At 61.9% G+C, this 25338-nt stretch carries 24 protein-coding genes and 5 tRNA genes; 19 read left to right on the plus strand and 10 right to left on the minus strand.

The window, feature by feature from the left end:
• Window positions 1–169 precede the first annotated feature (169 nt).
• The 8 genes from lepA (at window position 170) to nagZ (ending at window position 8392) form a co-directional block, all read left to right on the plus strand.
• Window positions 170–1963, plus strand: a complete 1794-nt coding sequence (gene lepA, locus JYG37_RS07495) for a translation elongation factor 4 (protein ID WP_089488272.1) — start codon at window positions 170–172, stop codon at window positions 1961–1963.
• 16 nt (window positions 1964–1979) lie between these two features.
• A complete protein-coding gene (gene lepB, locus JYG37_RS07500; RefSeq protein WP_050011465.1) occupies window positions 1980–2873 on the plus strand; it encodes a signal peptidase I in 894 nt (297 codons plus the stop codon).
• A 154-nt stretch (window positions 2874–3027) separates the two neighbouring features.
• On the plus strand, window positions 3028–4263 hold the full coding sequence (gene rnc / locus JYG37_RS07505) for a ribonuclease III (RefSeq protein WP_213346088.1): 1236 nt from the start codon (window positions 3028–3030) through the stop codon (window positions 4261–4263).
• Between the two features lie 60 nt (window positions 4264–4323).
• Window positions 4324–5223, plus strand: coding sequence for a GTPase Era (era, locus tag JYG37_RS07510; protein ID WP_006485602.1), 900 nt, complete (start codon window positions 4324–4326; stop codon window positions 5221–5223).
• Window positions 5210–6046, plus strand: coding sequence for a DNA repair protein RecO (recO, locus tag JYG37_RS07515; protein WP_006476492.1), 837 nt, complete (start codon window positions 5210–5212; stop codon window positions 6044–6046). The genes era and recO overlap by 14 nt, the downstream gene beginning before the upstream one ends.
• Window positions 6043–6819 carry a pyridoxine 5'-phosphate synthase gene (pdxJ, locus tag JYG37_RS07520; protein ID WP_050011462.1) on the plus strand — a complete coding sequence of 259 codons (777 nt, stop codon included), beginning with the start codon at window positions 6043–6045 and terminating at the stop codon, window positions 6817–6819. Before recO ends, pdxJ begins: the two co-directional genes overlap by 4 nt.
• 81 nt (window positions 6820–6900) lie before the next feature.
• Entirely contained in the window at window positions 6901–7347 is a 447-nt protein-coding gene (gene acpS, locus JYG37_RS07525) for a holo-ACP synthase (protein WP_124556917.1), read from the plus strand.
• Window positions 7348–7363: 16 nt separating this feature from the next.
• The gene (gene nagZ / locus JYG37_RS07530; RefSeq protein ID WP_213345980.1) at window positions 7364–8392 is read left to right on the plus strand and encodes a beta-N-acetylhexosaminidase; all 1029 of its coding nucleotides are present in this window, start codon (window positions 7364–7366) and stop codon (window positions 8390–8392) included.
• Between the two features lie 101 nt (window positions 8393–8493).
• On the opposite strand, the gene JYG37_RS07535 is transcribed toward nagZ, so the two are convergent.
• From JYG37_RS07535 to earP, 3 genes are all read right to left on the minus strand, one after another.
• Window positions 8494–9879, minus strand: coding sequence for a sigma-54-dependent transcriptional regulator (locus tag JYG37_RS07535; protein WP_050011458.1), 1386 nt, complete (start codon window positions 9877–9879; stop codon window positions 8494–8496).
• 267 nt (window positions 9880–10146) lie between these two features.
• Window positions 10147–10704: an elongation factor P gene (efp, locus tag JYG37_RS07540; protein WP_044844759.1), complete on the minus strand. Its 558-nt coding sequence runs from the start codon at window positions 10702–10704 to the stop codon at window positions 10147–10149.
• A 137-nt stretch (window positions 10705–10841) separates the two neighbouring features.
• Window positions 10842–12035, minus strand: a complete 1194-nt coding sequence (gene earP, locus JYG37_RS07545) for an elongation factor P maturation arginine rhamnosyltransferase EarP (RefSeq protein WP_124637847.1) — start codon at window positions 12033–12035, stop codon at window positions 10842–10844.
• 76 nt (window positions 12036–12111) lie between these two features.
• Here earP and uvrC point away from each other — a divergent pair, with 76 nt between their 5' ends.
• The 9 genes from uvrC (at window position 12112) to JYG37_RS07585 (ending at window position 17756) form a co-directional block, all read left to right on the plus strand.
• Window positions 12112–14157: an excinuclease ABC subunit UvrC gene (gene uvrC / locus JYG37_RS07550; RefSeq protein ID WP_050011454.1), complete on the plus strand. Its 2046-nt coding sequence runs from the start codon at window positions 12112–12114 to the stop codon at window positions 14155–14157.
• Between the two features lie 90 nt (window positions 14158–14247).
• Entirely contained in the window at window positions 14248–14835 is a 588-nt protein-coding gene (gene pgsA / locus JYG37_RS07555; RefSeq protein ID WP_006482193.1) for a CDP-diacylglycerol--glycerol-3-phosphate 3-phosphatidyltransferase, read from the plus strand.
• A gap of 141 nt (window positions 14836–14976) precedes the next feature.
• Window positions 14977–15052: transfer RNA gene (locus tag JYG37_RS07560), tRNA-Gly, on the plus strand.
• Window positions 15053–15106: 54 nt separating this feature from the next.
• Window positions 15107–15182, plus strand: a tRNA-Gly gene (locus JYG37_RS07565).
• Between the two features lie 51 nt (window positions 15183–15233).
• Window positions 15234–15309 (plus strand) — tRNA-Gly (locus JYG37_RS07570).
• 98 nt (window positions 15310–15407) lie between these two features.
• Window positions 15408–15481, plus strand: a tRNA-Cys gene (locus JYG37_RS07575).
• Between the two features lie 171 nt (window positions 15482–15652).
• Window positions 15653–16750: a tyrosine-type recombinase/integrase gene (locus tag JYG37_RS07580; RefSeq protein ID WP_249746033.1), complete on the plus strand. Its 1098-nt coding sequence runs from the start codon at window positions 15653–15655 to the stop codon at window positions 16748–16750.
• Window positions 16693–16851, plus strand: a complete 159-nt coding sequence (locus JYG37_RS35050; protein WP_349631908.1) for a site-specific integrase — start codon at window positions 16693–16695, stop codon at window positions 16849–16851. Before JYG37_RS07580 ends, JYG37_RS35050 begins: the two co-directional genes overlap by 58 nt.
• Window positions 16852–16922: 71 nt before the next feature.
• Window positions 16923–17756 (plus strand): hypothetical protein, encoded by an 834-nt coding sequence (locus tag JYG37_RS07585; RefSeq protein WP_213345981.1) that lies wholly within the window; start codon window positions 16923–16925, stop codon window positions 17754–17756.
• A 50-nt stretch (window positions 17757–17806) separates the two neighbouring features.
• On the opposite strand, the gene JYG37_RS07590 is transcribed toward JYG37_RS07585, so the two are convergent.
• The 5 genes from JYG37_RS07590 to JYG37_RS07610 all read right to left on the minus strand — a co-directional run bounded on the left by JYG37_RS07590 (window position 17807) and on the right by JYG37_RS07610 (window position 21864).
• Entirely contained in the window at window positions 17807–18148 is a 342-nt protein-coding gene (locus tag JYG37_RS07590; protein WP_213345982.1) for a helix-turn-helix domain-containing protein, read from the minus strand.
• The gene (locus tag JYG37_RS07595; RefSeq protein WP_213345983.1) at window positions 18145–18327 is read right to left on the minus strand and encodes a hypothetical protein; all 183 of its coding nucleotides are present in this window, start codon (window positions 18325–18327) and stop codon (window positions 18145–18147) included. Before JYG37_RS07595 ends, JYG37_RS07590 begins: the two co-directional genes overlap by 4 nt.
• Window positions 18328–18576: 249 nt before the next feature.
• A complete protein-coding gene (locus JYG37_RS07600) occupies window positions 18577–19551 on the minus strand; it encodes a hypothetical protein (protein WP_175661052.1) in 975 nt (324 codons plus the stop codon).
• A gap of 143 nt (window positions 19552–19694) precedes the next feature.
• Window positions 19695–20588, minus strand: a complete 894-nt coding sequence (locus JYG37_RS07605) for a DUF2971 domain-containing protein (protein ID WP_213345984.1) — start codon at window positions 20586–20588, stop codon at window positions 19695–19697.
• A 64-nt stretch (window positions 20589–20652) separates the two neighbouring features.
• The gene (locus JYG37_RS07610; RefSeq protein ID WP_213345985.1) at window positions 20653–21864 is read right to left on the minus strand and encodes a hypothetical protein; all 1212 of its coding nucleotides are present in this window, start codon (window positions 21862–21864) and stop codon (window positions 20653–20655) included.
• 618 nt (window positions 21865–22482) lie between these two features.
• On the opposite strand from JYG37_RS07610, the gene JYG37_RS07615 reads away from it, so the two are divergent.
• Together JYG37_RS07615 and JYG37_RS07620 are read left to right on the plus strand one after the other, a co-directional pair.
• Entirely contained in the window at window positions 22483–23103 is a 621-nt protein-coding gene (locus JYG37_RS07615; protein WP_213345986.1) for an NYN domain-containing protein, read from the plus strand.
• Window positions 23068–23215, plus strand: a tRNA-Ser gene (locus JYG37_RS07620). Before JYG37_RS07615 ends, JYG37_RS07620 begins: the two co-directional genes overlap by 36 nt.
• A gap of 1002 nt (window positions 23216–24217) precedes the next feature.
• On the opposite strand, the gene JYG37_RS07625 is transcribed toward JYG37_RS07620, so the two are convergent.
• Window positions 24218–24448: a hypothetical protein gene (locus JYG37_RS07625; protein ID WP_080334137.1), complete on the minus strand. Its 231-nt coding sequence runs from the start codon at window positions 24446–24448 to the stop codon at window positions 24218–24220.
• A gap of 87 nt (window positions 24449–24535) precedes the next feature.
• Entirely contained in the window at window positions 24536–25225 is a 690-nt protein-coding gene (locus tag JYG37_RS07630) for a RhiA family protein (protein ID WP_050011453.1), read from the minus strand.
• Between the last annotated feature and the right edge of the window lie 113 nt (window positions 25226–25338).

Here is a 25338-nt window from a genome sequence, read left to right on the forward strand (position 1 = left end):
TTCATACGGGGTTTGATCCGGCGGGCGCGCCGCCGGCTCCCGCGGGGCGGGCGTCCGAAATCCCGCCCGGCGTAAGCCTTTTCGGCTAAAATAAGCCGTTTTTTCACCGACTTACACAAGGCGTGCTCCGCAGTCGTCGAGCGCGCCTTTTTCGCTTGATCGGCACTGAATGGATCATATTCGCAATTTCTCGATCATCGCGCACATCGACCATGGCAAGTCGACACTCGCGGATCGCATCATCCAGGTATGCGGCGGCCTCGCCGACCGTGAAATGGAAGCGCAGGTGCTCGACTCGATGGACATCGAGCGCGAGCGCGGCATCACGATCAAGGCGCAGACGGCCGCGTTGTCCTATCGCGCACGCGACGGCAAGGTCTACAACCTGAACCTGATCGACACGCCGGGGCACGTCGACTTCTCGTACGAGGTCAGCCGTTCGCTGTCCGCGTGCGAAGGCGCGCTGCTGGTGGTCGACGCGAGCCAGGGTGTCGAGGCGCAGACGGTCGCGAACTGCTACACGGCGATCGAGCTCGGCGTCGAGGTCGTGCCGGTGCTGAACAAGATCGACCTGCCGGCCGCGAACCCCGAGAACGCGATCGAGGAGATCGAGGACGTGATCGGCATCGACGCGACCGACGCGACGCGCTGCAGCGCGAAGACGGGCCTCGGCGTCGAAGACGTGCTCGAGTCGCTGATCGCGAAGGTGCCGCCGCCGAAGGGCGATCCGGCCGCGCCGCTGCAGGCGCTGATCATCGATTCGTGGTTCGACAACTACGTCGGCGTCGTGATGCTCGTGCGCATCGTCAACGGCACGCTGCGCCCGAAGGACAAGATCAAGATGATGGCGACCGGCGCGCAGTATCCGGTCGAGCACGTCGGCGTGTTCACGCCGAAGTCGCGCAATCTCGAGTCGCTGTCGGCCGGGCAGGTGGGCTTCATCATCGCCGGCATCAAGGAACTGACGGCCGCGAAGGTCGGTGATACCGTCACGCACGCGACCAAGCCCGCCGCCGAGCCGCTGCCGGGCTTCAAGGAAGTGAAGCCGCAGGTGTTCGCGGGGCTGTATCCGGTCGAGGCGAACCAGTACGACGCGCTGCGCGAATCGCTCGAGAAGCTGAAGCTGAACGACGCCTCGCTGCAGTACGAGCCGGAAGTGTCGCAGGCGCTCGGCTTCGGTTTCCGCTGCGGCTTCCTCGGGCTGCTGCACATGGAAATCGTGCAGGAGCGGCTCGAGCGCGAATTCGACATGGATCTGATCACGACCGCGCCGACGGTCGTCTACGAGGTCGTGCAGAGCGACGGCTCGACGATCATGGTCGAGAACCCGGCGAAGATGCCGGAGCCCGGCCGCATCGGCGAAGTGCGCGAGCCGATCGTCACCGTGAACCTGTACATGCCGCAGGATTACGTCGGCTCGGTGATCACGCTGTGCGAGCAGAAGCGCGGCTCGCAGATCAACATGCAGTATCACGGCCGTCAGGTGCAGCTCACGTACGAGATCCCGATGGCCGAGATCGTGCTCGACTTCTTCGATCGCCTGAAGTCGGTGTCGCGCGGCTACGCGTCGATGGATTACGAGTTCAAGGAATACCGTTCGTCGGACGTCGTGAAGGTCGACATGCTGATCAACGGCGACAAGGTCGACGCGCTGTCGATCATCGTGCACCGGTCGCAGTCGCAATATCGCGGCCGCGAAGTCGCCGCGAAGATGCGCGAGATCATTCCGCGCCAGATGTACGACGTGGCGATCCAGGCCGCGATTGGCGCGCACATCGTTGCGCGCGAGAACATCAAGGCACTGCGCAAGAACGTGCTCGCGAAGTGCTACGGCGGCGACATCACGCGGAAGAAGAAACTGCTCGAGAAGCAGAAAGAAGGTAAGAAACGCATGAAGCAGGTGGGTTCGGTCGAGATCCCGCAGGAGGCGTTCCTCGCGATCTTGCGCGTCGAAGACAAATAACAGGACTGATCCTTTTATGAATTTTGCGCTGATTCTTTTTGTGCTCGTCGTCGTGACGGGCGTAGCGTGGGTGTTGGACAAACTGGTGTTCCTGCCGCGGCGTCGCAAGGCGGCCGACTCGGCGATCGAGGAGTTCGATCGCCAGCAGTCGCGCATCGACAAGCGTTTCGCGGACGAAAACGCGACGCAGACGCGGTCGAAGCTGCGTGACGAAAAGCTGCGCCAGCCGTGGTGGCTCGAGTACACGGCAAGCTTCTTCCCGGTGATCCTGGCCGTGTTCGTCGTGCGTTCGTTCATCGTCGAGCCGTTCAAGATTCCGTCGGGCTCGATGGTGCCGACGTTGCTCGTCGGCGACTTCATCCTCGTCAACAAGTTCGAGTACGGGCTGCGCCTGCCGGTCACCAACACGAAGATCACGCAGGGCAGCCCGCTGTCGCGCGGCGACGTCGTCGTGTTCCGCTATCCGAAGGACGAGTCGGTCGACTACATCAAGCGCGTGATCGGCCTGCCGGGCGACACGGTCGCGTACCAGGACAAGCAGCTGACGATCAACGGCCAGCCGGTGCCGGAAACGCCGCTGCCCGATTTCTTCGACGACGAGCGCCAGAATTACGCGAAGCAGTTCGAGGAAACGATCGGCACCAAGAAGAACGCGATCCTCAACAACCCGGCCGTGCCGCCGTTCGTGATGGGCGCATACGACTATCCGTATCGCGACAACTGCACGTACAACAGCCGCGGCGTGATCTGCAAGGTGCCGCCCGGTCATTACTTCATGATGGGCGACAACCGCGACAACAGCGCGGACAGCCGCTACTGGGGTTTCGTGCCCGACCAGAACATCGTCGGCCGCGCGTTCTTCATCTGGATGAACTTCGGCGACCTGAAGCGCATCGGTTCCTTCAACTGACCGCCTTCGATGTACACGCACGACGCGACGCACGGGCCGCGTCGCGTCGTGCCGAACGACTTTAAGAACCGGCGGTAACACCGCCTCGTCACGCCTTTTCGTGTCCGGCCGTGCCGTTTCGGCCCGACCGGGCGCCCGCGTTATACTCCTGCACATGCCCTCATCCCAGTTGGAAAGCCGGCTGCGCTACGAATTTCGCAATGCGGAATTGTTGCGCCAGGCTTTGACCCATCGCAGTCACAGTGCCACGCACAACGAACGGCTCGAGTTTCTCGGCGATTCCGTTCTGAATTGCGCGGTGGCCGCCCTTTTGTTCCAGCGGTTCGGCAAGCTGGACGAAGGTGACCTGTCGCGCGTACGCGCCAACCTCGTCAAACAGCAGTCGCTGTACGAAATTGCTCAGGCCCTGAATATTTCGGACGGCTTGCGGCTGGGCGAGGGCGAGTTGCGCAGCGGCGGGTTCCGCCGCCCGTCGATCCTCGCGGACGCGTTCGAAGCCATCATCGGGGCCGTATTCCTCGATGGCGGCTTCGAAGCCGCCCAAGGGGTCATCAAGCGCCTCTATATCCCGATTCTCGACCACATCGATCCGCGCACGCTCGGCAAGGACGCGAAGACGCTGCTGCAGGAATACCTGCAGGGGCACAAGATCGCGCTGCCCACCTATACGGTCGTCGCGACGCATGGTGCGGCGCACAATCAGCAGTTCGAGGTCGAGTGCACGGTGCCGAAGCTGGACGTGAAGGTATCGGGTTCCGGCGCGAGCCGGCGCGCGGCCGAGCAGGCCGCCGCGAAGAAGGCACTCGACGAAGTGATGGCGGCCGCGCCGATGCTGGCCGCGAAGCCGAAGCGCTCGAAAAACGCGCGTGGGTCCAAGCATGTCGAACCCGAGATCGTGCCGGGTGTGAAGGGCGTGCAGGAAGCGCTCGACCTGCGCTCGCCCGAGCGGAAGGAACGTGCGGCGGCGCGCGAGGCCCGGGCGGCCGGCGCGGTGCCGGCGGTAACCGTTGCGGCTGCTACTGCGGCTGCGGGCGTCGAGCCGGCCGTCGCGCCGATGGCCGCGATTCGCGCGGCGCATGTCGAGCCGGCAACGGACAAGGGCGAACGGGCGGCGAAGCCGGCGACCGACAAGGTGGCCGACAAACCGGCCGAGCGGGCCGACAAGGCCGCGGAAAAGCCCGCCGAGGCCGCGCCGCGCGCAGCCGACAAACCGGCCGGCCATGCGGCCGATCCGGCATCGTCGTCGGTCGACAAGCCTGCGGCGGGCGCCGACACCGCCGCGCGCGCGCCGGCGCGCGCACGTGATGCCGCGGCGCCCGACGCCGACACGCCGCCCGGCGGCGCGAGCCTGGCTGCCGCGCAGGCGCGCGTGGCCGATGCCGACCACTGAATTGCCCATCGATCGTGCCGCGCGCCGCGCGGCCGTTTCCGAACCTGTCTCCCAAACGATATGAACACTCCCGCTCCTACCGGTTTCCGTTGCGGCATGATCGCGATCGTGGGCCGCCCGAACGTCGGCAAGTCGACGTTGATGAACGCACTCGTCGGCCAGAAGATCAGCATCACGTCGCGCAAGGCGCAGACGACCCGTCACCGCATCACCGGCATCAACACGTTCGACGACGCGCAATTCGTGTTCGTCGACACGCCCGGCTTCCAGACCCGTCACAGCACCGCGCTGAACCGTTCGCTGAACCGCGCGGTCACGTCGACGCTGACGTCGGTCGACGTGATCCTGTTCGTGATCGAGGCCGGCCGCTTCGGGCCCGACGACCAGAAGGTGCTCGACCTGATCCCGCCCGGCATGCCGACGCTGCTGATCGCGAACAAGATCGACCGCGTGAACGACAAGGCGTCGCTGTTCCCGTTCATGCAGAAGGTGAGCGAATTGCGCGAATTCACCGAGCTCGTGCCGCTGTCGGCGCAGAAGCCGGAAGACATCAAGCGCCTGCTGGACACGATCAAGCCGTACCTGCCGGAAGGCGAGCCGATCTACGGCGAGGACGAGCTGACCGACCGCAGCTCGCGCTTTCTCGCGGCCGAAATCCTGCGCGAGAAGGTATTCCGCTGGACCGGCGACGAGCTGCCGTACACGAGCACCGTGCTGATCGACAAGTTCGAGGAGGAGGGCCGCCTGAAGCGCATCTTCGCGACGATCCTCGTCGAGCGCGATTCGCACAAGGCGATGGTGATCGGCAAGAAGGGCGAGAAGCTCAAGCAGATCAGCACCGAGGCGCGGATGGACATGGAGAAGCTGTTCGACGGCCCCGTGTACCTCGAGACCTTCGTGAAGGTGAAGAGCGGCTGGGCCGACAACGAGGCGGGGCTGCGTGCCTATGGGTACGAATGACGCGCTGACGTCGACCGAAGACGCGGTGACGGCCGGCGCGAACGACGCGCCGCTGCCGGCACCGCCCGAACCGCCGCGCAAGGCGCGGCGCGCGACGTCTCGCACGTCCGATTTCCGCGTCGCCGAGCAGCCGGCGTTCGTGCTGCACAGCTATCCGTATCGGGAAACGAGCCTGATCGTCGACGTGCTGACGCGCGACCACGGCCGGCTCGCGCTAGTCGCGAAGGGCGCGAAGCGCCCGCACTCCGCGTTGCGCGGCGTATTGCAGACCTTCCAGCCGCTGCTGCTGTCGTGGTCCGGCAAATCCGAGGTGCGCACGCTGACGGGCGCCGAGTGGGTCGGCGGGATGCTGCCGCTCGGCGGCGACGGGCTGTTGTGCGGTTTCTACGCGAACGAGTTGCTCGTGAAATTCTGCGCGCGCGAGGATCCGCAGCCGCCGCTGTTCAATCATTACGTGCTGACGCTCACGCGTCTCGCGCACGGCGAGCCCGCCGTGCAGGTGCTGCGCTCGTTCGAGCGCGTGCTGCTGCGCGAGACCGGCTATGCGATGGCGCTGAACCGCACGGTCGCGCGTCGCGCGGTCGAACCCGAGCGCCGCTACGTGTTCGATCCGGAGCGCGGCGTGCGCAATGCGGACGACGACGTGCCGTCGCACTGGCCGGTCATCACCGGGCAGACGTTGCTCGACATGGAGCAGGACGATTACCATCGAGCCCAGACGGTCGCGCAGAGCAAGACGCTGATGCGCTTCCTGCTGAACACCTATCTCGGCGGCACGCCGCTTGCCACGCGTCAGATCCTGATCGACCTGCAAAACCTATGAGCTTCTTCCTGACCACGCCCACCGCCATCGACCTCGGCGTGAACATCGACCACGTCGCGACGCTGCGCAATGCGCGCGGCACACGCTATCCCGATCCGATCCGCGCGGCGCTCGCCGCCGAAGAGGCCGGTGCGGATGCGATCACGCTGCATTTGCGCGAGGATCGTCGTCACATCGTCGACGCCGACGTGCGCGAACTGCGCCCGCTGCTGAAGACGCGCATGAATCTCGAATGCGCGGTGACGGCCGAGATGCTCGACATCGCGTGCGAAGTGCGTCCGCACGACGCGTGCCTCGTGCCGGAGAAGCGCGCGGAACTGACGACCGAAGGCGGTCTCGACGTGGCCGGCCACTTCGAGGCCGTGCGCGCGGCGTGCAAGCAGCTCGCCGACGTGGGCGTGCGCGTGTCGCTGTTCATCGACCCGGACGACACGCAGATCCGCGCCGCGCACGAAGCCGGCGCGCCGGTGATCGAGCTGCATACGGGCCGCTACGCCGAAGCGCACGACGAAGCGGAGCAGCAGCGCGAATACGAGCGTATCGTCGCGGGCGTGCAGGCCGGCGCGCGGCTGGGCCTGAAGGTCAATGCGGGCCACGGGTTGCACTACACGAACGTGCAGCAGATCGCCGCGATCGACGGCATCGTCGAACTGAACATCGGCCACGCGATCGTCGCGCACGCGATCTTCGCGGGCTGGGACAACGCGGTGCGCGAGATGAAGGCGATCATGGTCGCCGCACGCGTCGCCGCGCTGCACGGCGGCGCACGGTGACGATGCGAGGCTGCCGCGCCCCGCACGCCGTGTGCGACGCGCCTGACCCGGGCTCGCCGGGCCACTCCGGCGGAGACTGACATGGCGATCTACGGCATCGGTACCGACATCGCGCAGGTGAGCCGCGTCGCGGCCGTGCTCGAACGCACGGGCGGCCGGTTTGCCGAGAAGGTGCTCGGCCCCGACGAACTGCGCGTGTTCCACGCGCGGCGCGCACGCTCCGAGGCGCGCGGCATCGCGTTTCTCGCGACGCGCTTCTCCGCGAAGGAAGCGTTCTCGAAGGCGATCGGGCTCGGCATGCACTGGCCGATGACGTGGCGCGCGCTGCAGACGCTCAACCACCCGAGCGGCGAGCCGTACGTGGTCGCGTCGGGCGAGCTGGCCGACTGGCTGGCCGCGCGCGGCATCACGGCGCGCGTGACGGTCAGCGACGAACGCGACTACGCGGTGTCGTTCGTGGTCGCCGAGACGGACGCTGAAACGGCCGCCGCGCGTGCCCCTGCACCTGTTTCCCGAACCTCCTCCTGACGGAATTCCCGATCTGATGAAAACGACTCCCGGCCCGGTCATGCTCGACGTCGTCGGCACGAGCCTGTCGCGCGACGATGCGCGGCGCCTCGCGCATCCGAATACCGGCGGCGTGATCCTGTTCGCGCGGCACTTCCAGAATCGTGCGCAACTGACCGCGCTGACCGACGCGATCCGCGCGGTGCGCGAAGACATCCTGATCGCCGTCGATCACGAGGGCGGGCGCGTGCAGCGGTTCCGCACCGACGGCTTCACGGTGCTGCCCGCGATGCGCCGCCTCGGCGAACTGTGGGATCGCGACGTGCTGCTCGCGACGAAGGTCGCGACCGCCGTTGGCTACATCCTCGCTGCCGAATTGCGCGCGTGCGGGATCGACATGAGCTTCACGCCCGTGCTCGACCTCGACTACGGGCACTCGAAGGTGATCGGCGATCGTGCGTTCCATCGCGATCCGCGCGTCGTCACGCTGCTCGCGAAGAGCCTGAACCACGGGCTGTCGCTCGCCGGCATGGCGAACTGCGGCAAGCATTTTCCCGGGCACGGTTTCGCGGAGGCCGATTCGCACGTCGCGCTGCCGACCGACGACCGCCCGCTCGATGCGATCATCGAGCAGGACGTCGCGCCGTACGACTGGCTCGGGTTGTCGCTTGCCGCGGTGATTCCGGCGCACGTGATCTACACGCAGGTCGACAAGCGGCCGGCCGGATTCTCGCGCGTGTGGTTGCAGGACATCCTGCGCGGCAAGCTCGGCTTCACGGGCGCGATCTTCAGCGACGACCTGTCGATGGAGGCTGCCCGCGAAGGCGGCACGCTCACGCAGGCGGCCGACGCCGCGCTCGCCGCCGGTTGCGACATGGTGCTCGTGTGTAACCAGCCGGACGCGGCCGAAGTCGTGCTGAACGGATTGAAGGCGCGGGCTTCGGTCGAATCGGTGCGGCGCATCAAGCGGATGCGCGCGCGCGGCAAGGCGCTCAAATGGGACAAGCTGATTGCGCAGCCGGAGTATCTGCGGGCGCAGGCGCTGCTGAAGAGCGCGCTGGCGTAAGCGGACAGGGATGGCGCGCAGCGCCGTTCCGGTCGCCGGAATGAATTTGAACGCAACTAACGGTCAGATCCGACCAGCGCCCGTATTCAGGCGCCCGCCGCTCAGTTCACCTTCATGCGCTGCAACTTGTTGTACAGCGTCTTCGGGCTGATGCCGAGCAGCGTCGCCGCACGGTGGCGCGTCCCGCCGACCGCGTCGAGCGTCGCGCGGATCAGCAGATCCTCGACGTCCGACAGCGGCGTGCCGACCTTGATCTGCACGCTGCTGCCGTTCAGCGCGGCGCCGGCGGAGAAGCTGGCCTCGCCGGCACGCAGCGTCTCGATGAAGTCGCCCGATGCGTCGTACGCGAAACGCACGCGTTCCTGCAGTTCGCGCACGTTGCCCGGCCATTCGTACGACAGACAATCGCGCACGAAGCCTGGCGCCGCGCGCTTGTCGGTCGTGCTGCGGCCGGTCGCGCGCGCTTCGCGGTTCAGTTCGTCGATCTGCGCGTCCGCGATCGCGAGCGCATCGCCGTCGCGCTCGCGCAGCGGCGGCATCGTGATCGACGCCGCGTCGAGACGCAGCCACAGATCCTCGCGCAGCGTGCCGTTCGCCACCGCTTCGCGCGCCGGACGGCGCGTGGCCGCGATCAGCCGGAAATCGCTGGTGATCGAACTCGTGCCGCCGATCCGCATGAAGTTCTGCGAATCGAGCGCGTGCAGCAGCGCTTCCTGGAGCACGAGCGGCAATGCGGTGATTTCGTCGAGGAACAGCGTGCCGCCGCCGGCCTGCTCGAACAGGCCCGATTCGCGGCGTTCGGCGCCGTCGAACGCGCCGCGTTCATGGCCGAACAGCACGCTGTCGAGCGACGCGCCGTGCCGGCCGGCCTGCGCGAGCATCCGGCAGTCGAACGAGACGAACGGCCCCTTGCGGCGCCGGCTCAGTTCGTGCAGCGTGCGCGCGGCCAGCTTCTTGCCGGTGCCGGCTTCGCCCGAGAACAGCACGGCCGTTTCGGTGCGGGCGTTGTGCTCGATCATGTCGTACACGTGCTGCATCGCGTCGCTGCGACCGACGAGCGCACCGAAGCGGCCGAGATGGCGCAGCGACGCACGCAGCGACTGCACTTCGTCGATCAGTTCGTACGGGCGTGGAATCCGCGCGAGCAGGCTGCGCAGACGCGGAATGTTGATCGGCTTGAGCAGGTAGTCCCAGATGCCGTGACGCAGGCCCTCGATGGCGCTCTCGACCGTCGCGTTGCCGGTCAGCACGATCACGGGCAGCGAGCCGTTCGGCTGTTGCTGCGGCAGGTGCTGGAGCAGGTCGAACCCGCTGCCGTCCGGCAGGTTCAGGTCGACGAGCACGACGTCGGGGATCGAGCGGCCGAGCGCCGTGCGCGCTTCGGCGAGCGACGTGGCCGTGTCGACCGAGAAGCCGTCTGCGGCGAGCAGCGCGGTGAGGCCTGACAGGCTGTTGGGATCGTCTTCGACAATCAGGGCGTGTGGCATGGTGGACGCGAGTCGAGTCAAGAGAGGCGGGCTGTCGGCCAGCGGACCGCAGCCGCATGTCGGATTAAAGACTGATTTTATGCCCCACCGAACGCGTCACGCGCATTATTTCTCCGGCGCTATAAAACAGTTACCGATGATACAAATTGAATATCTTTACCGGTGGCTTTTGTGCTGCTTCCGGCGCCGAGTTGTGGCAGCTGTTGACGCCAGACAAACAAAAAGCGCCCCGAAGGGCGCTTTGTTCGATGCGGGTATCGCCGACGATTACGCGCGGCTGCGGTATTCGTTCGTGCGCGTATCGATTTCGATCTTGTCGCCGGTGTTGCAGAACAGCGGCACTTGCAGTTCGAAGCCGGTCGCCAGCTTCGCGTTCTTCAGCACCTTGCCCGACGACGTGTCGCCCTTCACGGCCGGTTCCGTGTAGGTGATTTCGCGAACGAGGATCGTCGGCAGTTCGACCGAGATCGCCTTCTCGTTGTAGAACACGACTTCGCAAGCCATGCCGTCTTCGAGGTAGTTCAGCGCTTCGCCCATCATTTCGGCTTCGACTTCGTACTGGTTGTAGTCGGCGTCCATGAACACGTACATCGGGTCGGCGAAGTACGAGTACGTCACTTCCTTGCGGTCGAGCACGACGACGTCGAACTTGTCGTCAGCCTTGTAGACCGATTCCTGACCTGCGTTCGTCAGCAGGTTCTTCATCTTCATCTTGACGACGGCCGAGTTACGGCCCGACTTGTTGTATTCCGCCTTTGCGATGACCCATGCTTCGCTGCCGATCTGCACGACGTTGCCTACGCGGAGTTCCTGTGCGGTCTTCATAAAAACTGTCCTGATCCAATCAAATAAATAGGTGCCTGAGCGTTGCGCAACGGCTGACGGCGCAAGCGGCGGGGCGTTCCGGGGGGCGCCAAGTGCCCAAACGCGAGCGCTTGCGTGGTCAGCCGTCGGATAACCGCTTATTTTAACTGAGATTTTGCGTATTCCGCCAGCTTTCCCGCGAGATCGCCGACGGCCGAGAGCGCGTCGGCCCAGCGGCGTGCATTGGCGTGCAGCGCGGCGCGATGTTGCCAGAAATCGGCCCAGTCGGGCGTGCCGGCGCCGTTCCATGCATGCCAGAACCGTTCGAGCGCCACGCGCGGCGCATCGGCGAGGCCGGCCGACAGGTGCGCGAGCGCGGCGTCGAGCTTGGGCAGGTGCACGTCGTCGGCCTGCGGGTAGATGTGCCACACGAACGGCTTGCGCGCCCATTGCGCGCGCACGAACGAATCCTCGCCGCGCACGAAATTGAGATCGGCGACCCACAGCAGCGGGTCGTAGTCGGCCTGCGGCACGAACGCGAGGCCATGGGCGGCCAGGTTGCCGCTGTGCACGTGGGCGCCCGCCTCGAACGCTTCGACCCCGAAAAACCGCGCGACGGCGGGCGACAGCCGCCCGACCGGCACGAGCGCGACGACCGGCGACGGACTGTCGCGCCACTGCGCGAGCAGTGCGTCGACGGCCGGGTTCTCGTAGGCGAACAGGCTGACGACCGTCGTGCCGGGCGCCGGCGGCGGGCCGCCGGTCGCGCGCTGCCACCACGCGGCGCGCGCTGACGGATCGGCGTCGAAGGCCGCGCGGCGCGTGTCGAGGTCGCGCTCCTTCGGCACGCCGCCGGTACCGGCCGACAGGCCCGGGAAGAAGAACGTCTTCAGCAGCGGGTAGCGCGGATGCGGCGACGGCCGCAAATGGAAATCGGCGACCCAGTCCTCGGCGCTCAGGTATTCGAGGTTGATCCACACGGGGCGCCGCGCGCGCCGCGCCATCGCCGCGAGATACGGGCCGGGCAGTTCGCACGCGAACGCCTCGATCACGACATCGGCGATGTCCAGCGCGTCGCCGACTTCCGCGTGCCAGTGCTCGATCACGATCGCATCGACCGTTTGCCGCCCCGCGTCGGGATCGACTTCGGGCAGCAGGCGCGCGAACGTGTGCAGGTCGTCGACGAACAGCCGAACCTGCCAGCCGTGCTCGTGCGCGAGCTGGCGCGCGACGCGCCAGCACACGCCGATGTCGCCGAAATTGTCGATCACCGTGCAGAAGAGGTCGCAGGCGATCGGTTCGCCCGGCGCGAGCGGGACGGCGGAGAGGGGGGCAGCGGCGGGGTGTGGCATCGAAGCGGGCGGGTGAATGCTCTAAACTGGCGATTCTAATAGACCCGTTCCGCGTTACAAGGCGCCCGGATCACGCATGACATCCCCAGAAGCCTCCGATACTCCGTTCGAACCGAAGAAGATCCTTGCGCAGTTGCCGCACATGCCGGGCGTCTATCGCTATTACGACACGGCGGGCGCCGTGCTCTACGTCGGCAAGGCGCGCGACCTGAAAAAGCGCGTGTCGAGCTATTTCACGAAGACGCAACTGTCGCCGCGCATCGCGATGATGGTCACGCGCATCGCGCGCATCGAAACGACGGTCACGCGCTCGGAAGCCGAAGCGCTGCTGCTCGAGAACAACCTGATCAAGGCGCTCGCGCCGCGTTACAACATCCTGTTTCGCGACGACAAGTCGTATCCGTACCTGAAGCTCACCGCGCACCGTTTTCCGCGGATGGCGTACTACCGCGGCTCGGTCGACAAGCAGAACCAGTACTTCGGGCCGTTCCCGAGCGCATGGGCCGTGCGCGAGAGCATCCAGATCCTGCAGCGCGTGTTCCAGTTGCGCACCTGCGAGGATTCCGTCTTCAACAACCGCACGCGGCCGTGCCTGCTGCATCAGATCGGGCGTTGCACGGCGCCGTGCGTCGGCGCGATCTCCGGCGAGGATTACGCGGTCGACGTGTCGAACGCCGCGCGGTTCCTGCTCGGCCGGCAGTCCGAAGTGATGAAGGAACTCGAGCAGAAGATGCACGCGTTCGCGGCCGAGCTGAAATTCGAGCAGGCGGCGGCCGTGCGCAATCAGATGAGCTCGCTCGCGACGGTGCTGCACCAGCAGGCGATCGAGGTCGGCAGCGACAGCGACGTCGACATCCTGGCCGTCGTTGCGCTGGGCGGACGCGTGTGCGTGAACCTCGCGATGGTGCGCGGCGGCCGGCACCTCGGCGACAAGGCGTATTTCCCGACGCATGTCGAAAGCGCACTGACGCTCGCCGAGGGCGGTCTCGGCGAAGAGGCCGAACCGGTGGAGGCGGTCGGTGCGACGGTCGGCTCGACGGTCGATGCTGTGCCCGATCAGGCTGCGGAAGAGGCCGGCGGCGCGCGCGGCGCGGCCGCAGCGTCGGTCGAGGCCGAGGTGCTCGATGCGTTCATCGCGCAACACTATCTCGGCAACCGTGTGCCGCCCGTGCTCGTCGTCAGCCATGCGCCGGCGAGCCGCGACCTGCTGGAGCTGCTGTCCGAGCAGGCCGGCTACAAGGTGTCGCTGGTGCGGCAGCCGCAGGGACAGCGGCGCGCGTGGCTGTCGATGGCCGAGCAGAACGCGCGGCTCGCGCTCGCGCGGCTGCTGTCCGAGCAGGGCTCGCAACAGGCGCGCACACGTGCGCTGGCGGACACGCTCAGCTACGACAGCGACGATCTGGCGACGCTGCGGATCGAATGCTTCGACATCAGCCATACGATGGGCGAGGCGACGCAGGCGTCGTGCGTCGTCTATCACCATCACAAGATGCAGTCGAGCGAATACCGCCGCTACAACATCACGGGCATCACGCCGGGCGACGATTACGCGGCGATGCGGCAGGTGCTCACGCGCCGCTACGAGAAGATGGTCGAGCAGGCCGCGCAGGCGGCGGCCGCCGACGAAGCGGCCGGCATCGACGGCGAATCGACGCGCGAGGCCGAAGCGTCGAGCCTGCTGCCGAACATCGTGCTGATCGACGGTGGCAAGGGGCAGGTCGAGATCGCGCGGCAGGTGTTCACCGAGCTCGGCCTCGACACGTCGATGCTGGTCGGCGTCGCGAAAGGCGAGGGGCGCAAGGTCGGCCTCGAGACGCTCGTGTTCGCGGACGGCCGCGCGCCGCTCGAACTCGGCAAGGAGAGCGCCGCGCTGATGCTCGTCGCGCAGATCCGCGACGAGGCGCACCGCTTCGCGATCACCGGCATGCGGGCGAAGCGGGCGAAGGCGCGCCAGACGTCGCGGCTCGAGGAGCTCGAAGGCGTCGGCGCGAAGCGCCGGCAGCGGCTGCTCGCGCGCTTCGGCGGGCTGCGCGGCGTGGTGGCCGCGAGTGTCGAGGAACTGGCGAGCGTCGAAGGCATTTCGCGCGCGCTCGCCGAGCAGATCTACAAGCAGCTTCACTGACGCGGCCGTGCGGCCGGCGGCGTTGCCAGCGTTCTTGTGGCAGGCCGGTCGACACGGCACAATTGCGAATCCTTTACTGTCCCGCATGCCATGCCGTTCAATTTCCCGATTTTCCTGACGTGGGTACGGATCGTGCTGATTCCGCTCGTCGTCGGCGTGTTCTATCTGCCGGACACGGTGATGGGCGGCGCGCACCGCAATCTCGCGGCGGCGGCGATCTTCATCCTCGCCGCGCTGACCGACTGGTTCGACGGCTTCCTCGCGCGCAAGTGGAACCAGACGTCGTCGTTCGGCGCGTTTCTCGACCCGGTGGCGGACAAGCTGATGGTCACGGCCGCGCTGCTGATCCTCGTGCAGATTTCGCGGGTCGACGCGGCGATCGCGCTCGTGATCGTCGGTCGCGAGATCGCGATTTCGGCGCTGCGCGAATGGATGGCGCAGATCGGCGCGTCGAAGAGCGTCGCGGTGAACCAGCTCGGCAAGTTCAAGACCGCGTGCCAGATGGTCGCGATTCCGATGCTGCTGTTCTACGGGCCGCTGCCGCTCGGCATCGTGACGATCGATACGCGCGTGTGGGGCGAGTGGCTGATGTACCTGGCCGCGGTGCTGACCATCTGGTCGATGCTGTACTACATGAAGCTCGCATGGCCGCAGATTCGCGAGCGCGGCGGCGCGTGACCTGCTGCGCCGGTTCGGCAGCGGTTTTTGTAAAAAGGGTTGGAAAAGCCCTTGACACACGAATGTGCCTTCGACATAATCTCGCTTCTCCGCTGCACGACGAATTAAGTGTGTGACGGGGAAGCAGTAGCGCAGCAATACGCGGGAGTAGCTCAGTTGGTAGAGCGCAACCTTGCCAAGGTTGAGGTCGCGAGTTCGAGACTCGTCTCCCGCTCCAGATTTTTTTCTGGCAGCGTGTTGGTTGGCAAAGCGCTGCAGATGCAGGACACATGCGGGAGTAGCTCAGTTGGTAGAGCGCAACCTTGCCAAGGTTGAGGTCGCGAGTTCGAGACTCGTCTCCCGCTCCAGATTTTTCTGGCAGCGTGTTGGTCGGCGAAGCGCTGCAGGTGCAGGACAATGCGGGAGTAGCTCAGTTGGTAGAGCGCAACCTTGCCAAGGTTGAGGTCGCGAGTTCGAGACTCGTCTCCCGCTCCAGTAATGGGGAAGCCACGCTTCCCTTTTTATTTGATGGACTTCCGGTCCTCGAATAAAAATCTGCCGCTTGCCTCACGGCATCCGGACAGTCCGCTTTTGGCGCGATAGCAAAGCGGTTATGCAGCGGCCTGCAAAGCCGTTTAGGCCGGTTCGACTCCGGCTCGCGCCTCCAGGTAGAACGAGATAAAGCCCTGATTCGTCAGGGCTTTTCTTTTTTCTGCGGCGCTTTCATTCTCGTAATAGCGTTGCCTAGAGTGGTAAAAAGTCGCCTGTAACCAACTAAAAACCGAAGCCAACCACCCGTCAATCGGCTAATTGGCAATCGAGGCGAGTTCATCTAGGCATGGCGAACAAACGACTGCGGCCGTCCGGCACGTGGGAATACACGATCAAGCGGGCGAAGCTGCTACCAAAGCCACTTTCCCTGACCTTTGACACCGAGGAAGAAGGCGACGCGTACGTCGCTCGATTGGAGCAGCTGCTGGACGCCGGCATCGTGCCGGACGAAGTGGTCGAGCAGCGTGAAGTGATCGCGACAACAGGGGACGCCATTCGAGCGTACCTGCGCCGCGTATCCGTCCCTGATTCCGACGTCCAGGTGCTTAATGCACTCCTCGGACGAGATGCCATCAAGGCAAAGTCCCTTGCGACACTCGACTACCAGTGGGTCGAGCAGTGGGTGACCGCCATGAAGCGCCATGACCACCTTTCGCCGTCAACGATCAGGCACTACGTCGGTGCGTTGGCTCGCTGCTTCGATTGGGTGGTGAGATCCGGCACGCCGATGTTGGCGACCAATCCCCTCCGTCTCCTTCCGAAGCGATACGCAACCTATACCGAGGAAGACCGGGTGGCGGTCGAGGCGCAGGATGTCGACGCCAAAGAGGACGTACACCGGGATCGACGGCCGAGCGAGGCGGAGCAGGCGGAGATCCGACGTCTGATGGCTGGCGGGAAGCCAAACGGACGCGAGCGTGCGTTCGATCTCCCGTACCGGCCGGCGCTGGTGTTCCTCTTCGAGCTTGGCATCGAGTCCGCCATGCGGATGCGGGAAATGTACACGCTGGAGGTTGACCAGTTTGATATTGGTCGGCGGACGGTGTCCCTTGAGAAGACGAAGAACGGCAGCAAGCGCTCGGTGCCGCTCACGACGATCGCGGTCGCCGCGTACGACAGGTACGTCGCCGCCGTGAATAGCAGCGATCCTGAAATGAACGGTTTCACCTTCGACGCCGGCCGCTTGTTCCCGTGGGTCGACGATATGGAGGCGTCGATGCGTGCCGAGGGCGTGCAGGTGCTGAAGCGCAAGGTGCTTGCGCGCGTCTCCTCTCGGCTATCGGCGCAGTTCGGGAGGATATTGACGCGGCAGGTTGCTCGGATCTCGTGTTCCATGACCTGCGGCATGAGGCGACGTCGAGGCTGTACGAGCGTACAACGTTGAGCGACGTTCAGATCGCGAAGATTACCGGGCATACGAACCCTAAAGTGCTGATGCGCTACGCGAATCTGCGTGGCAGCGACTTGGCATTGCGTCTTTGGTAGAGTGACTTTCGTGCGCGCGATGCAGAGCGATTCGACATCGCGCGATTAAAAAATGACCAACCGGGGATTCGATGACTATCGTTGCACTGTGGTATAGCGACCACTTCAAAGCGTTGTGCTGCGCGGCCGACACTCGGATATCGCGCGGGCCCGGAGCAACGGCGACAGACTACGGGCCAAAGGTTTTTCAGGTACCTGTTACGTTGACGCTCGAGCTGACAGGAGACCGTGGTCACGAGACGGCGAACCGGCAAAGCTTCGGTTTTGCGTTTGCGGGTTCGACGTTGGCGGCGATAAGCACATACTCACTCGCAACAGCTTGTACTCAAAACCTATGCGGGACCCAAGCTTCCCCACTTTCGGTATCGGTCGAGGCAATTGCAGGGCTGTTTAGGGATGTGGCCGCTCACTACATCGTTGACATGGCGTCCCGCCTTGGCATGCGTGATTCACCGCAGCAGTATTTCTTTGATGGACTTGTGTTCGGTTACTGTCCGGTGGCTGCGGAATACAAGGCATTCAAAATTAGTCCCTCGGTGATGGACGGCATGGTGCGAATCGAGGTGACGGAGTTACCGCTTGATATCGGAACCGTCCATGCCATCGGGAGTGGTCGAGAGGAGTTTGGTCGAATTTACGTTGGAGCTGCCAACGCAAGTGGCGTCGCGAACCCGGTCTCTGTCTTGAAGGAGATGCTTCGAAGTCAGACTGTCGAGGATGTGGGAGGACACATCCAGTTTGGGATGGACGATAACAGCGGCTTCCGAATCTTGCCTATCGTTATCGAAGAGGGCGACCCCCGCTTCTGGCCTACAACCTTTCTGGGTTGGGATTCAATGTCCGCATCGCCGATCAATGGCTACACAATTGGATATCGTGCGGTCGGCTTCGGTGGTCGAAGATAATCGGGAGAGAGGCGGCAGGCCTGCTGACTGCAAGCCTGCCAGAGGATGTGTTACATCGATGCAGGCATTTGCGCCACGTCAACCTCCGGTAGACGTGGCCGCGGACGCGCCTTCCGGCCCGGACGTCGTGGGTCGGTATCCGAAAGTTGCTTTCGGATTGCCTTGTCGACGCGTGCGTCGGTTGCCGGCGAGCTGCACCGGATCTGTTCGATCCGCTTCTGCGTTTGCGCCTGCACTTGTTCCCGCAGGTAGGCCACGACATCGTCCTCCAGAAAGACCCATGCTCGGCCGATCTTGGCACCAAGGATGTCGCCGCGATGGACGATGTCGAGCAGCGTCGTGCGGTCGATCTTGAGGAATTCCGCGCACTCGATCAGGTCAAGCGTCCTCACACGTTACCTCCTCGATCTGCAGCGATGCGGTCGCGCCATTGCTCTAGTTGCTCGATGTATTCGGCGTGTGTCGGGTGATCTGCGACGGCAAGCCAGCATTCGTGGCTGCTGAAAGCTCCACCGCTGATCGCATGTGCGCTCAACCGGCCGGCGGTGATGTGGCATACGATCGACGGCATAGATCTCTCTGAACTTTGGCTGGAGCGTCGGCGCTTGTCCGATGCGTTCCTAGATTTCTGGCCGACGAAGCGGGCATCCTCAGATTAATCTGCAGCGCTAACTTATTCGTAAACGTCATCTACGGCCTCTGCTTCGTGCTTGACATAGGACATTCGGGCGCTGATTTCAAAACAGATAGCGGCTGCTCGGCACATTGCGAGGGTTTCACCGGACTTGAATGTCGAGAAGGCCGATGAAAATGCATAGCATTAAGCGGAATCGATGTTGAATTCGCGTGGTAGTTTCTTCATGAAATCGGAAATTTTCTGGAGGCAAGGCTTCTGCGCGTCAGTTAAATTCTTTTGATATTTTGAGTTGAGCGAATGCATGTCTACGATTCTATACGTCCGTTCGAACTGCGGGATTGTGTTCGAATCGATCAATAGCTCTTTTCCTTCCTTCTTAGCATCGACCCGTTGCCTTTCAATCTCATCTTTGGCTCTTTTCTCAAGCCCATCAAGGACAGTTTTTCGTTCAGAATCGTACTGATTTGCGAGCGAGTCGAGGTCCGGTATTGCACAAGTTAGCTGATCTGCGTGTTCATTGATAGCGACGCGAAGGCGTTGGAAATATTCAAAGGGGACGGATTTGTCTTTCGATGCATTGACCCAAGCATCAGAGATGATGCGGAACGGATTCGGCCAAACGTCCTTTGTAGCCTTAATGAACGACGCATCTTCGCCGGCACGGTAAACCGTGCTATAGAATTTATCGACAGCACGGATCTGGGTGAACAGGAGGACTGTCTCGAGGTGCGTAATCGCGAGCTTCAACCGCGCTTTGTCCAACTCGCCATACTGTGTTTTCATCTGCGAGCTGGCCTCCGCCGCTTGGCGAAGGGCACCTTCTTCGCGGATTTTCGCACTGGCTGCATTTTTCGAAGCTAAATAAAGCGCGGTCTTCTGGTCCTCGAGTTCGGCCTGCATCTGCTCGGTCTTCCTCGCGAGTTCATTCTGCCGTTGAAGGAGCGCCTTGTTTCTCTTCTCTGCAGCCTCATTGTCGAGCTGAAGCTTCGCGTTATCCTCTTGAAGTTTTTGGTTCTGAAATACCGGCAGCACAGTATAAAAATAGCCGAATACCGCAAAGGCAAGTGTTCCAACAGTCGCCAACCCAGATGCACGTGTGATCCACGTGTCGATTGTCTTGCTTCGAGGTGGCGCATTCAATGCCGAACCAGTCGGCATCACTGGACTTTGTCCCTGACCCAACTTCGCAGCTACCTGGTGCTTTCTATTTCTTCGAAATGGCTTTGGCATATTATTCAGCGTACGTCTATGCGTCGTGGTGTGAGTTTTGAGCGGGCGTTGGAGTTAGAGCCCTCGTAACTCTACTCGTGAATTGGCACCAACTTCCTAGTCATGCGCTGCACTTTCACATATGGCTCAACATGTTGAAAAGTCAGCTTGACTAGCTCAACGTTCGGGTAGAGCTGATGCAGCAACATCATTACAGGTTCCCACTCGGGGAAATCCGTACGCACGAAGTAGACACGTTTGAGCAGTTGGTTCATGATCGGCAAGGGGCCGGCAAGGGGAGTCACAAACCGGATTTCGTGTTCGTGCGACCAGTCACTGTGCTTAATCGATACTGCGCGACATTTATTCAACATCTGAAGGCGGAATCTGAAAAAATCAGATCGAGTTTCTTCAAGAATTCGGCTCATCGACCATTCAGGATGCAGCGCAGCTTCCTCACGGATCAGAGAGTCAAAGATATCGGCGTGGTTGTGCACGCGCGTCTCGGATGAATAAAGCACACCGACTGGGGCAATCTGGTATCGGCCCAACACGGTGTCAGGCCATTCCAACTCGAAGCAGAAGCCCTTTGAGTTGTCGCAGTAGTAGGCCCACATGGGTTGGTTGTCTGGTCTGCTCGCCGTCGAGTAGATGCCGACTCGCTGAGTCGCTGCCAAGAACTTTACATTGTCGCGCGAGTTCTTTGCTTCAAACGACTCAAGCTCGCCCTCTGGCACCGCGAATCCGCCAGCACAACCACGCTGTTCGGCTACACCTCTGATCGAGCGATCCATGCGCTCAATGTAGTCAGACGCACTTGAGAGATCGAACTTCGCTTCAAGACAGTCATTGAGTTCGGACGGCTTTGCAAAATAGATTGAGCCGTCAGATAGGCAGCGCAGCGCGGCAGGTCCCGAGCGGTATTTGAACCCAATTCTTTTGGGCGATGCGGTTTGCTTATCGTCTTCAGACTGATTCGATTTCACTTCCTTTCCCCTCCTTGTGCGTCGCTCACCGAGCGTAGGTCTTGGCGTAGATTCACGCGTGCTCTCATTCCTGCATTCGCAGTAGAACTTGGATGCACAATGTTCCCGCAACACGCGTTCGCTCGGCTCGCTTCACTAAGTAATAGTCCAAAGCCATCAGCGGCGTGACCTTCTCGCTGCCTCTGGAGATCATTTCGGCGGCTTGGACAACACGCAGCAACTCGGCGAGATCCAGCAGATGGATAAACCCTCCCGTCGCCTCCATGAAGTCAGCAATAAACGCCAGACCGTAGTTCTCTTGATTTTCTATCAAGTCAAACTCAGGAATGAGAACGATGGCGTGTGCCGGCTGTGACCGCTCAACGTCTATAGCGGATCCATCCCGAGTGGTAACCGGTGCGCCATCTTTGAGCCGCCGAATGCTACCGCGCAACTGGCGAACTGCTTTTTCGACGTGCTGCGATACATCCTTTGCTAGCTTCGTTCGATCTGGCAACTTGTCGCGGTTGAAGACAGTGAGAGCTTTCGACTCTATCAACAGTGCACCGCCCTCGTGGCTGAGGAGAATATCGGTGAGTTCGCGTGTTCCGTTTCCCTTTGGGATCTGGGGACTGTGGTGTACCCCACGCGGGTGGAGGCTATCGGTTAACCAGACCGCAAGTTGTTCCTGCTGTCCGCCCTCGTCTCGGCTGAACAAGTCGACCGGGCTGTTACTGCCGTGGCTCGTAATGAAGTGATTGAAAACGGCATGCCACTCGTCGATACGGACAATTTCTGCAGACAGCAACTCGTCGGGGGGCGTAGTGCCGTTGACCGCCCGTTGTAGCAGGTCGCCTGCCTCTTTAGCAATGGCCGTGTAATCTCCTTTCCCCAGTGCCGCGTTGCTGATCCAGCCGTCCACCTCCGAAGGGAAGCTAGCCTTTACGGTGGACCATGCAACATTCAGGGCAAGCTCGTTAAACAGGAATATGGGGGATGGCTCGCCTGATGCCAGCCCCCGCAGCGCCGTGACTTCTGCCTCGTTCTCCACGACTGACCATAGCGTCGCAGGCTTAGATGGATCGTCGTACGCCGTTAATGCATACAGGAGGCGACCGTTTACGCGCGCCAGATGAAGCCGTAGCCGCGCACCCAACACCATGAACTTCAGCAAGAGCGTGCTGCCCTTCACCAGAAGCGTTGGCTCAAAGCCATCCTTTCCCTTGGCGTAGTCTAGTCGTATGAGTTGCGGCGTAGCCAGGAACTCAGATTGATAGTGTGAGGCGAGTAGGTGCATGTGGCCTTCTTCGTGCTGTCATCGCTCCTCAACGCCTTTCCTCCAATGCGCTGCACTGCATGGGATCAGTCCTGCGAGCGCATTCGTTCCGAACACTAACCTTGCACACGGAGTCGGGTCATCCCACGACCCGTACATCATCCGATGACGGCTTTGCGGCTGAAGGATAGCTCAGGGTCGGTAACGGCTTCCCGCTCAAGGAGAGGCGTAGGTCTCAGCGTGGGTTTGTAATCGGTGCCTTGTCAGATAAGGTGCAGGTACTGCTGTATCATCGGGCGCAGCAAGTTGCTTTGCAACACAGTCGCAGCATCGGAGCCCGAAGCCCGAAGCCCGAAGCACAAAGCCCGCTACGAGCGGACTTTTTCGCTGTTACAAAAATGTGCTACTGCGAGGGGCGGAAGCCTGGACAAGCCTCGTGCTTCTCGTTCCGTCCCTGAATTATAGGGTGTACGTTCATCAAGTAAGAAGGCTTATTACCTTTTTGTTGACGATTTGTGCGGCAAGTGCTAGAGTCCCTCGCTATTGATGCCCACCTACCACAGCCGCTGCGCTGGTAGGTTATATTTGCCCCAGGGGGTGCGTTTCCACGCACCCCCTGTATTTTTTTGCGGACGGAATATGCGAATCGCTGTATTCGTGGACTACTGGAATCTGCAACTTACGATCAATGAAAAAGCGTCTAGGGCAGCGCGCGCCGACATGCGTGTGCAGCTCGACTGGCGAGGGTTGGGCCAAGTCTTTGCACAACAAGCCCACGCGCTGCTCGCAGCTCCAGCGGCACTTTCGTACGAAGGTACTTATATTTACACCTCCTACAATCCGAATACGGCAGAGGGTGCGAAGTTTAGAGGGTGGGCCCAGAGTTGGTTGAACCGTCAACCGGGCGTCCACGTTGAGGCGCGCGAACGTAAGCCGAAGGCATTGCAAAATTGTCCGTCCTGCCATCGTCCGATTTCGCACTGCCATCATGACGATTGTGGACAGCCAATAACAGCAACAGTGGAGAAAGGAGTCGATACACTTCTCGTCACCGATCTGATACGGCTTTCGGTGCAGAAGGCTATCGACGCAGCAGTTATCGCCAGCTCAGATGCGGACATGGTTCCGGCAGTGGAGTTTGTCCAGTCTCAGGGGCTTAAGGTCATTCAGGCGGGCTTCCCGCCCTCTGGTTCCGACCTTGCTCAGTCGTGCTGGGGATCGTTCGACGTGATGGCGCACCTGGATAAGATTAAGCGCTAACTTCCTAAAGTGGTCAATGCGGGCGGTCAATTTCTGTAAGTATTTGAAAATAATGAGGATCTGACGGCCTGCAAAGCCGTTTAGGCCGGTTCGACTCCGGCTCGCGCCTCCAGGTAGAACGAGATAAAGCCCTGATTCGTCAGGGCTTTTCTTTTTTCTGCGGCGCTTTCATTCTCGTAAGTAAATCACCCGGAGCAATACAAAGCCGCCTCGAACCACTCAAGAGGCACGCGTAACCACGCCTGCAGGCGAAGCATCGGCTCGGGCATGGTCAGGAACGGGCACCGTGCCTCACCGCATCGGGTTTCAGGGTTGCTGGGCGGACGTAGCGACACTAGTCGTCGCGTTACCCGAGCCGACGTCGGGACGACCAGGATGCGATCAGCGTCGCTCCACACGCGGTTTTCATGCCATCGATGGCGATTTTTCGGCCGTCGAACGTGTGAGGGTAATACCGCCCCGTGGCCGCAGGATCGGAACGAGGGCTTCGTACTGCGGGGAGGAGGGGTACTTGCGGCCGCCGCCGGTAATGGGCTTTTCATCAATGGTGGCGGTCGCGCTGCCCTCCGGCTTCGGGCGTACATGCAGAGTTCCGGCACGAAGGGCTGTTCGAGCGTCATTTCTTGAAGGTGGCTGCGCTCCAGCCGCCGCGCAACTCGTCCCATGCCGAGTGTTGGCGGAACTCGGCCAACCCGTTTGGAAGGTCTTTCTATGGCAGGGCCCGACCGTGCGACCGTAATATCGGAAGACACTAAAAAACCCCTGCCACAACGAGGGAAGTGGCAGGGGGCTGCGAGCGCACCGTTTAGGCACGAGATAAAGATGCGCCACAAATACAAAAGCAGTCGTTGGGATGTTAAATAACTACGCCATTCTTCCTGCTATTGCATCGTCCGGGCAGGCATTGTGATTTTGAGGGACGATTGACCGTCGATCTCGTCGCGATGGATTGCTACGTGTCAATCGACATAGGCGGTATCGACAGAAAATCTCCGAATAACCAGGGCAGTTCACAGGCAAATTCCTTTGCCGACGGGTTCGGTCCGGCAAAAATGTCGGCATCGTCGAAATTCGTGCAATCACGTCTGAAGTCGTCCCTCAATACCAAGGCCCGTCAATCGTTTACGTTCTCACAGCTCTTCGGGCCGTCGCCCCAGCTCTTTCCTCCACCGTTCGTGCACTGGCGCTTGGTATATTGCTCGGGCAATTGACCTTTCGGCAGTTTTCCGTCGGCAGGGCAATTGTGATGGTAATAGCAAAAGGATTTTTCGGCGGCGCCGGCTTCTCCGTTGAACACAAGGCAGGCCATCAAGGTCGGAAAGAGAATCTTGGCAATGGTTCGCATATCAATTGTCCACATCGGAAAATTTTGTGTAACAAGACAGGCGCCGTAACGGCGCCTGTCCCTCGCATGACAAGAGCACGTAGCCGTTTAGTTGCCGTACTCGAGCAAAATCCCTGATCGCGTCGGTTGCGCAGCAATGATTCTGTCCACCACACTATTTTCGACGGCCACTTGCTGGCCATATGTGACGTTGAGCTTGATCGTGTTGCCGTCCATGTATGCATTGACGGTTGCGAGGTTCTGCCCGCTGGGATAAGACAGCTGTAGCGGACCCACGACGACGTTGCTCGAGATCACTTCGCCGAGGACGAGTGAATTGAACAAGCCGACCCAATAAGTCGGTGTCACCTGGAACTGAGCCGATGCGCCGCTGACCACGCCCTTCTTGAACACGGATCCCTGACCGCTCATGCCGATACCAAGGTTCGCGAGATTGGTCGACTTGTTGTTGATCAGGACGGAATCCGGAGGTACGGAACCGGACCCCGGCACCAATTGCTGGACGTTGTCTTTAAAAATGCAGTCCCATGACGTCCCCAATTCCGTCGTCAGCGTCTGACTGGCTTTGTAGACTCCGATGCCGCCAATCTGCTGGTAATTGGCAATGGCGACGTTATAGAAAATATCCCACGTCACACCGCTGGCGCCACTTTGAGGAACGGTCGTTTGCTTCCACGACACGCTTTCCAATCCAATGGAACTCGGCAGGGTCTGATATACAGCCATGGTCCAGGTTTGCTTGGTGTCGTTGTTGAAGTCGACATAATAGGAAGTCATTTTCGGTCTCCACGATGAAAGATGGATTTGGTGTTTCGCCACACTCGGTTCATGGATGGCTTGATTTTTTACATAAACGCCTCCGCAATCTGCGATTGACGATCCGATACTCT

The organism is Burkholderia sp. LAS2, assembly GCF_018417615.1.
GTDB lineage: Bacteria > Pseudomonadota > Gammaproteobacteria > Burkholderiales > Burkholderiaceae > Burkholderia > Burkholderia sola.

What these genes read in the sequence shown, in the direction of transcription:
- lepA (WP_089488272.1), top strand. Translation starts at nt 170, where the DNA reads ATGGATCATATTCGCAATTTCTCGATCATCGCGCACATCGACCATGGC.
- lepB (WP_050011465.1), top strand. Translation starts at nt 1,980, where the DNA reads ATGAATTTTGCGCTGATTCTTTTTGTGCTCGTCGTCGTGACGGGCGTA.
- rnc (WP_213346088.1), top strand. Translation starts at nt 3,028, where the DNA reads ATGCCCTCATCCCAGTTGGAAAGCCGGCTGCGCTACGAATTTCGCAAT.
- era (WP_006485602.1), top strand. Translation starts at nt 4,324, where the DNA reads ATGAACACTCCCGCTCCTACCGGTTTCCGTTGCGGCATGATCGCGATC.
- recO (WP_006476492.1), top strand. Translation starts at nt 5,210, where the DNA reads ATGGGTACGAATGACGCGCTGACGTCGACCGAAGACGCGGTGACGGCC.
- pdxJ (WP_050011462.1), top strand. Translation starts at nt 6,043, where the DNA reads ATGAGCTTCTTCCTGACCACGCCCACCGCCATCGACCTCGGCGTGAAC.
- acpS (WP_124556917.1), top strand. Translation starts at nt 6,901, where the DNA reads ATGGCGATCTACGGCATCGGTACCGACATCGCGCAGGTGAGCCGCGTC.
- nagZ (WP_213345980.1), top strand. Translation starts at nt 7,364, where the DNA reads ATGAAAACGACTCCCGGCCCGGTCATGCTCGACGTCGTCGGCACGAGC.
- JYG37_RS07535 (WP_050011458.1), bottom strand. Translation starts at nt 9,879, where the DNA reads ATGCCACACGCCCTGATTGTCGAAGACGATCCCAACAGCCTGTCAGGC.
- efp (WP_044844759.1), bottom strand. Translation starts at nt 10,704, where the DNA reads ATGAAGACCGCACAGGAACTCCGCGTAGGCAACGTCGTGCAGATCGGC.
- earP (WP_124637847.1), bottom strand. Translation starts at nt 12,035, where the DNA reads ATGCCACACCCCGCCGCTGCCCCCCTCTCCGCCGTCCCGCTCGCGCCG.
- uvrC (WP_050011454.1), top strand. Translation starts at nt 12,112, where the DNA reads ATGACATCCCCAGAAGCCTCCGATACTCCGTTCGAACCGAAGAAGATC.
- pgsA (WP_006482193.1), top strand. Translation starts at nt 14,248, where the DNA reads ATGCCGTTCAATTTCCCGATTTTCCTGACGTGGGTACGGATCGTGCTG.
- JYG37_RS07580 (WP_249746033.1), top strand. Translation starts at nt 15,653, where the DNA reads ATGGCGAACAAACGACTGCGGCCGTCCGGCACGTGGGAATACACGATC.
- JYG37_RS07585 (WP_213345981.1), top strand. Translation starts at nt 16,923, where the DNA reads ATGACTATCGTTGCACTGTGGTATAGCGACCACTTCAAAGCGTTGTGC.
- JYG37_RS07595 (WP_213345983.1), bottom strand. Translation starts at nt 18,327, where the DNA reads ATGCCGTCGATCGTATGCCACATCACCGCCGGCCGGTTGAGCGCACAT.
- JYG37_RS07600 (WP_175661052.1), bottom strand. Translation starts at nt 19,551, where the DNA reads ATGCCGACTGGTTCGGCATTGAATGCGCCACCTCGAAGCAAGACAATC.
- JYG37_RS07610 (WP_213345985.1), bottom strand. Translation starts at nt 21,864, where the DNA reads ATGCACCTACTCGCCTCACACTATCAATCTGAGTTCCTGGCTACGCCG.
- JYG37_RS07615 (WP_213345986.1), top strand. Translation starts at nt 22,483, where the DNA reads ATGCGAATCGCTGTATTCGTGGACTACTGGAATCTGCAACTTACGATC.
- JYG37_RS07625 (WP_080334137.1), bottom strand. Translation starts at nt 24,448, where the DNA reads ATGCGAACCATTGCCAAGATTCTCTTTCCGACCTTGATGGCCTGCCTT.
- JYG37_RS07630 (WP_050011453.1), bottom strand. Translation starts at nt 25,225, where the DNA reads ATGACTTCCTATTATGTCGACTTCAACAACGACACCAAGCAAACCTGG.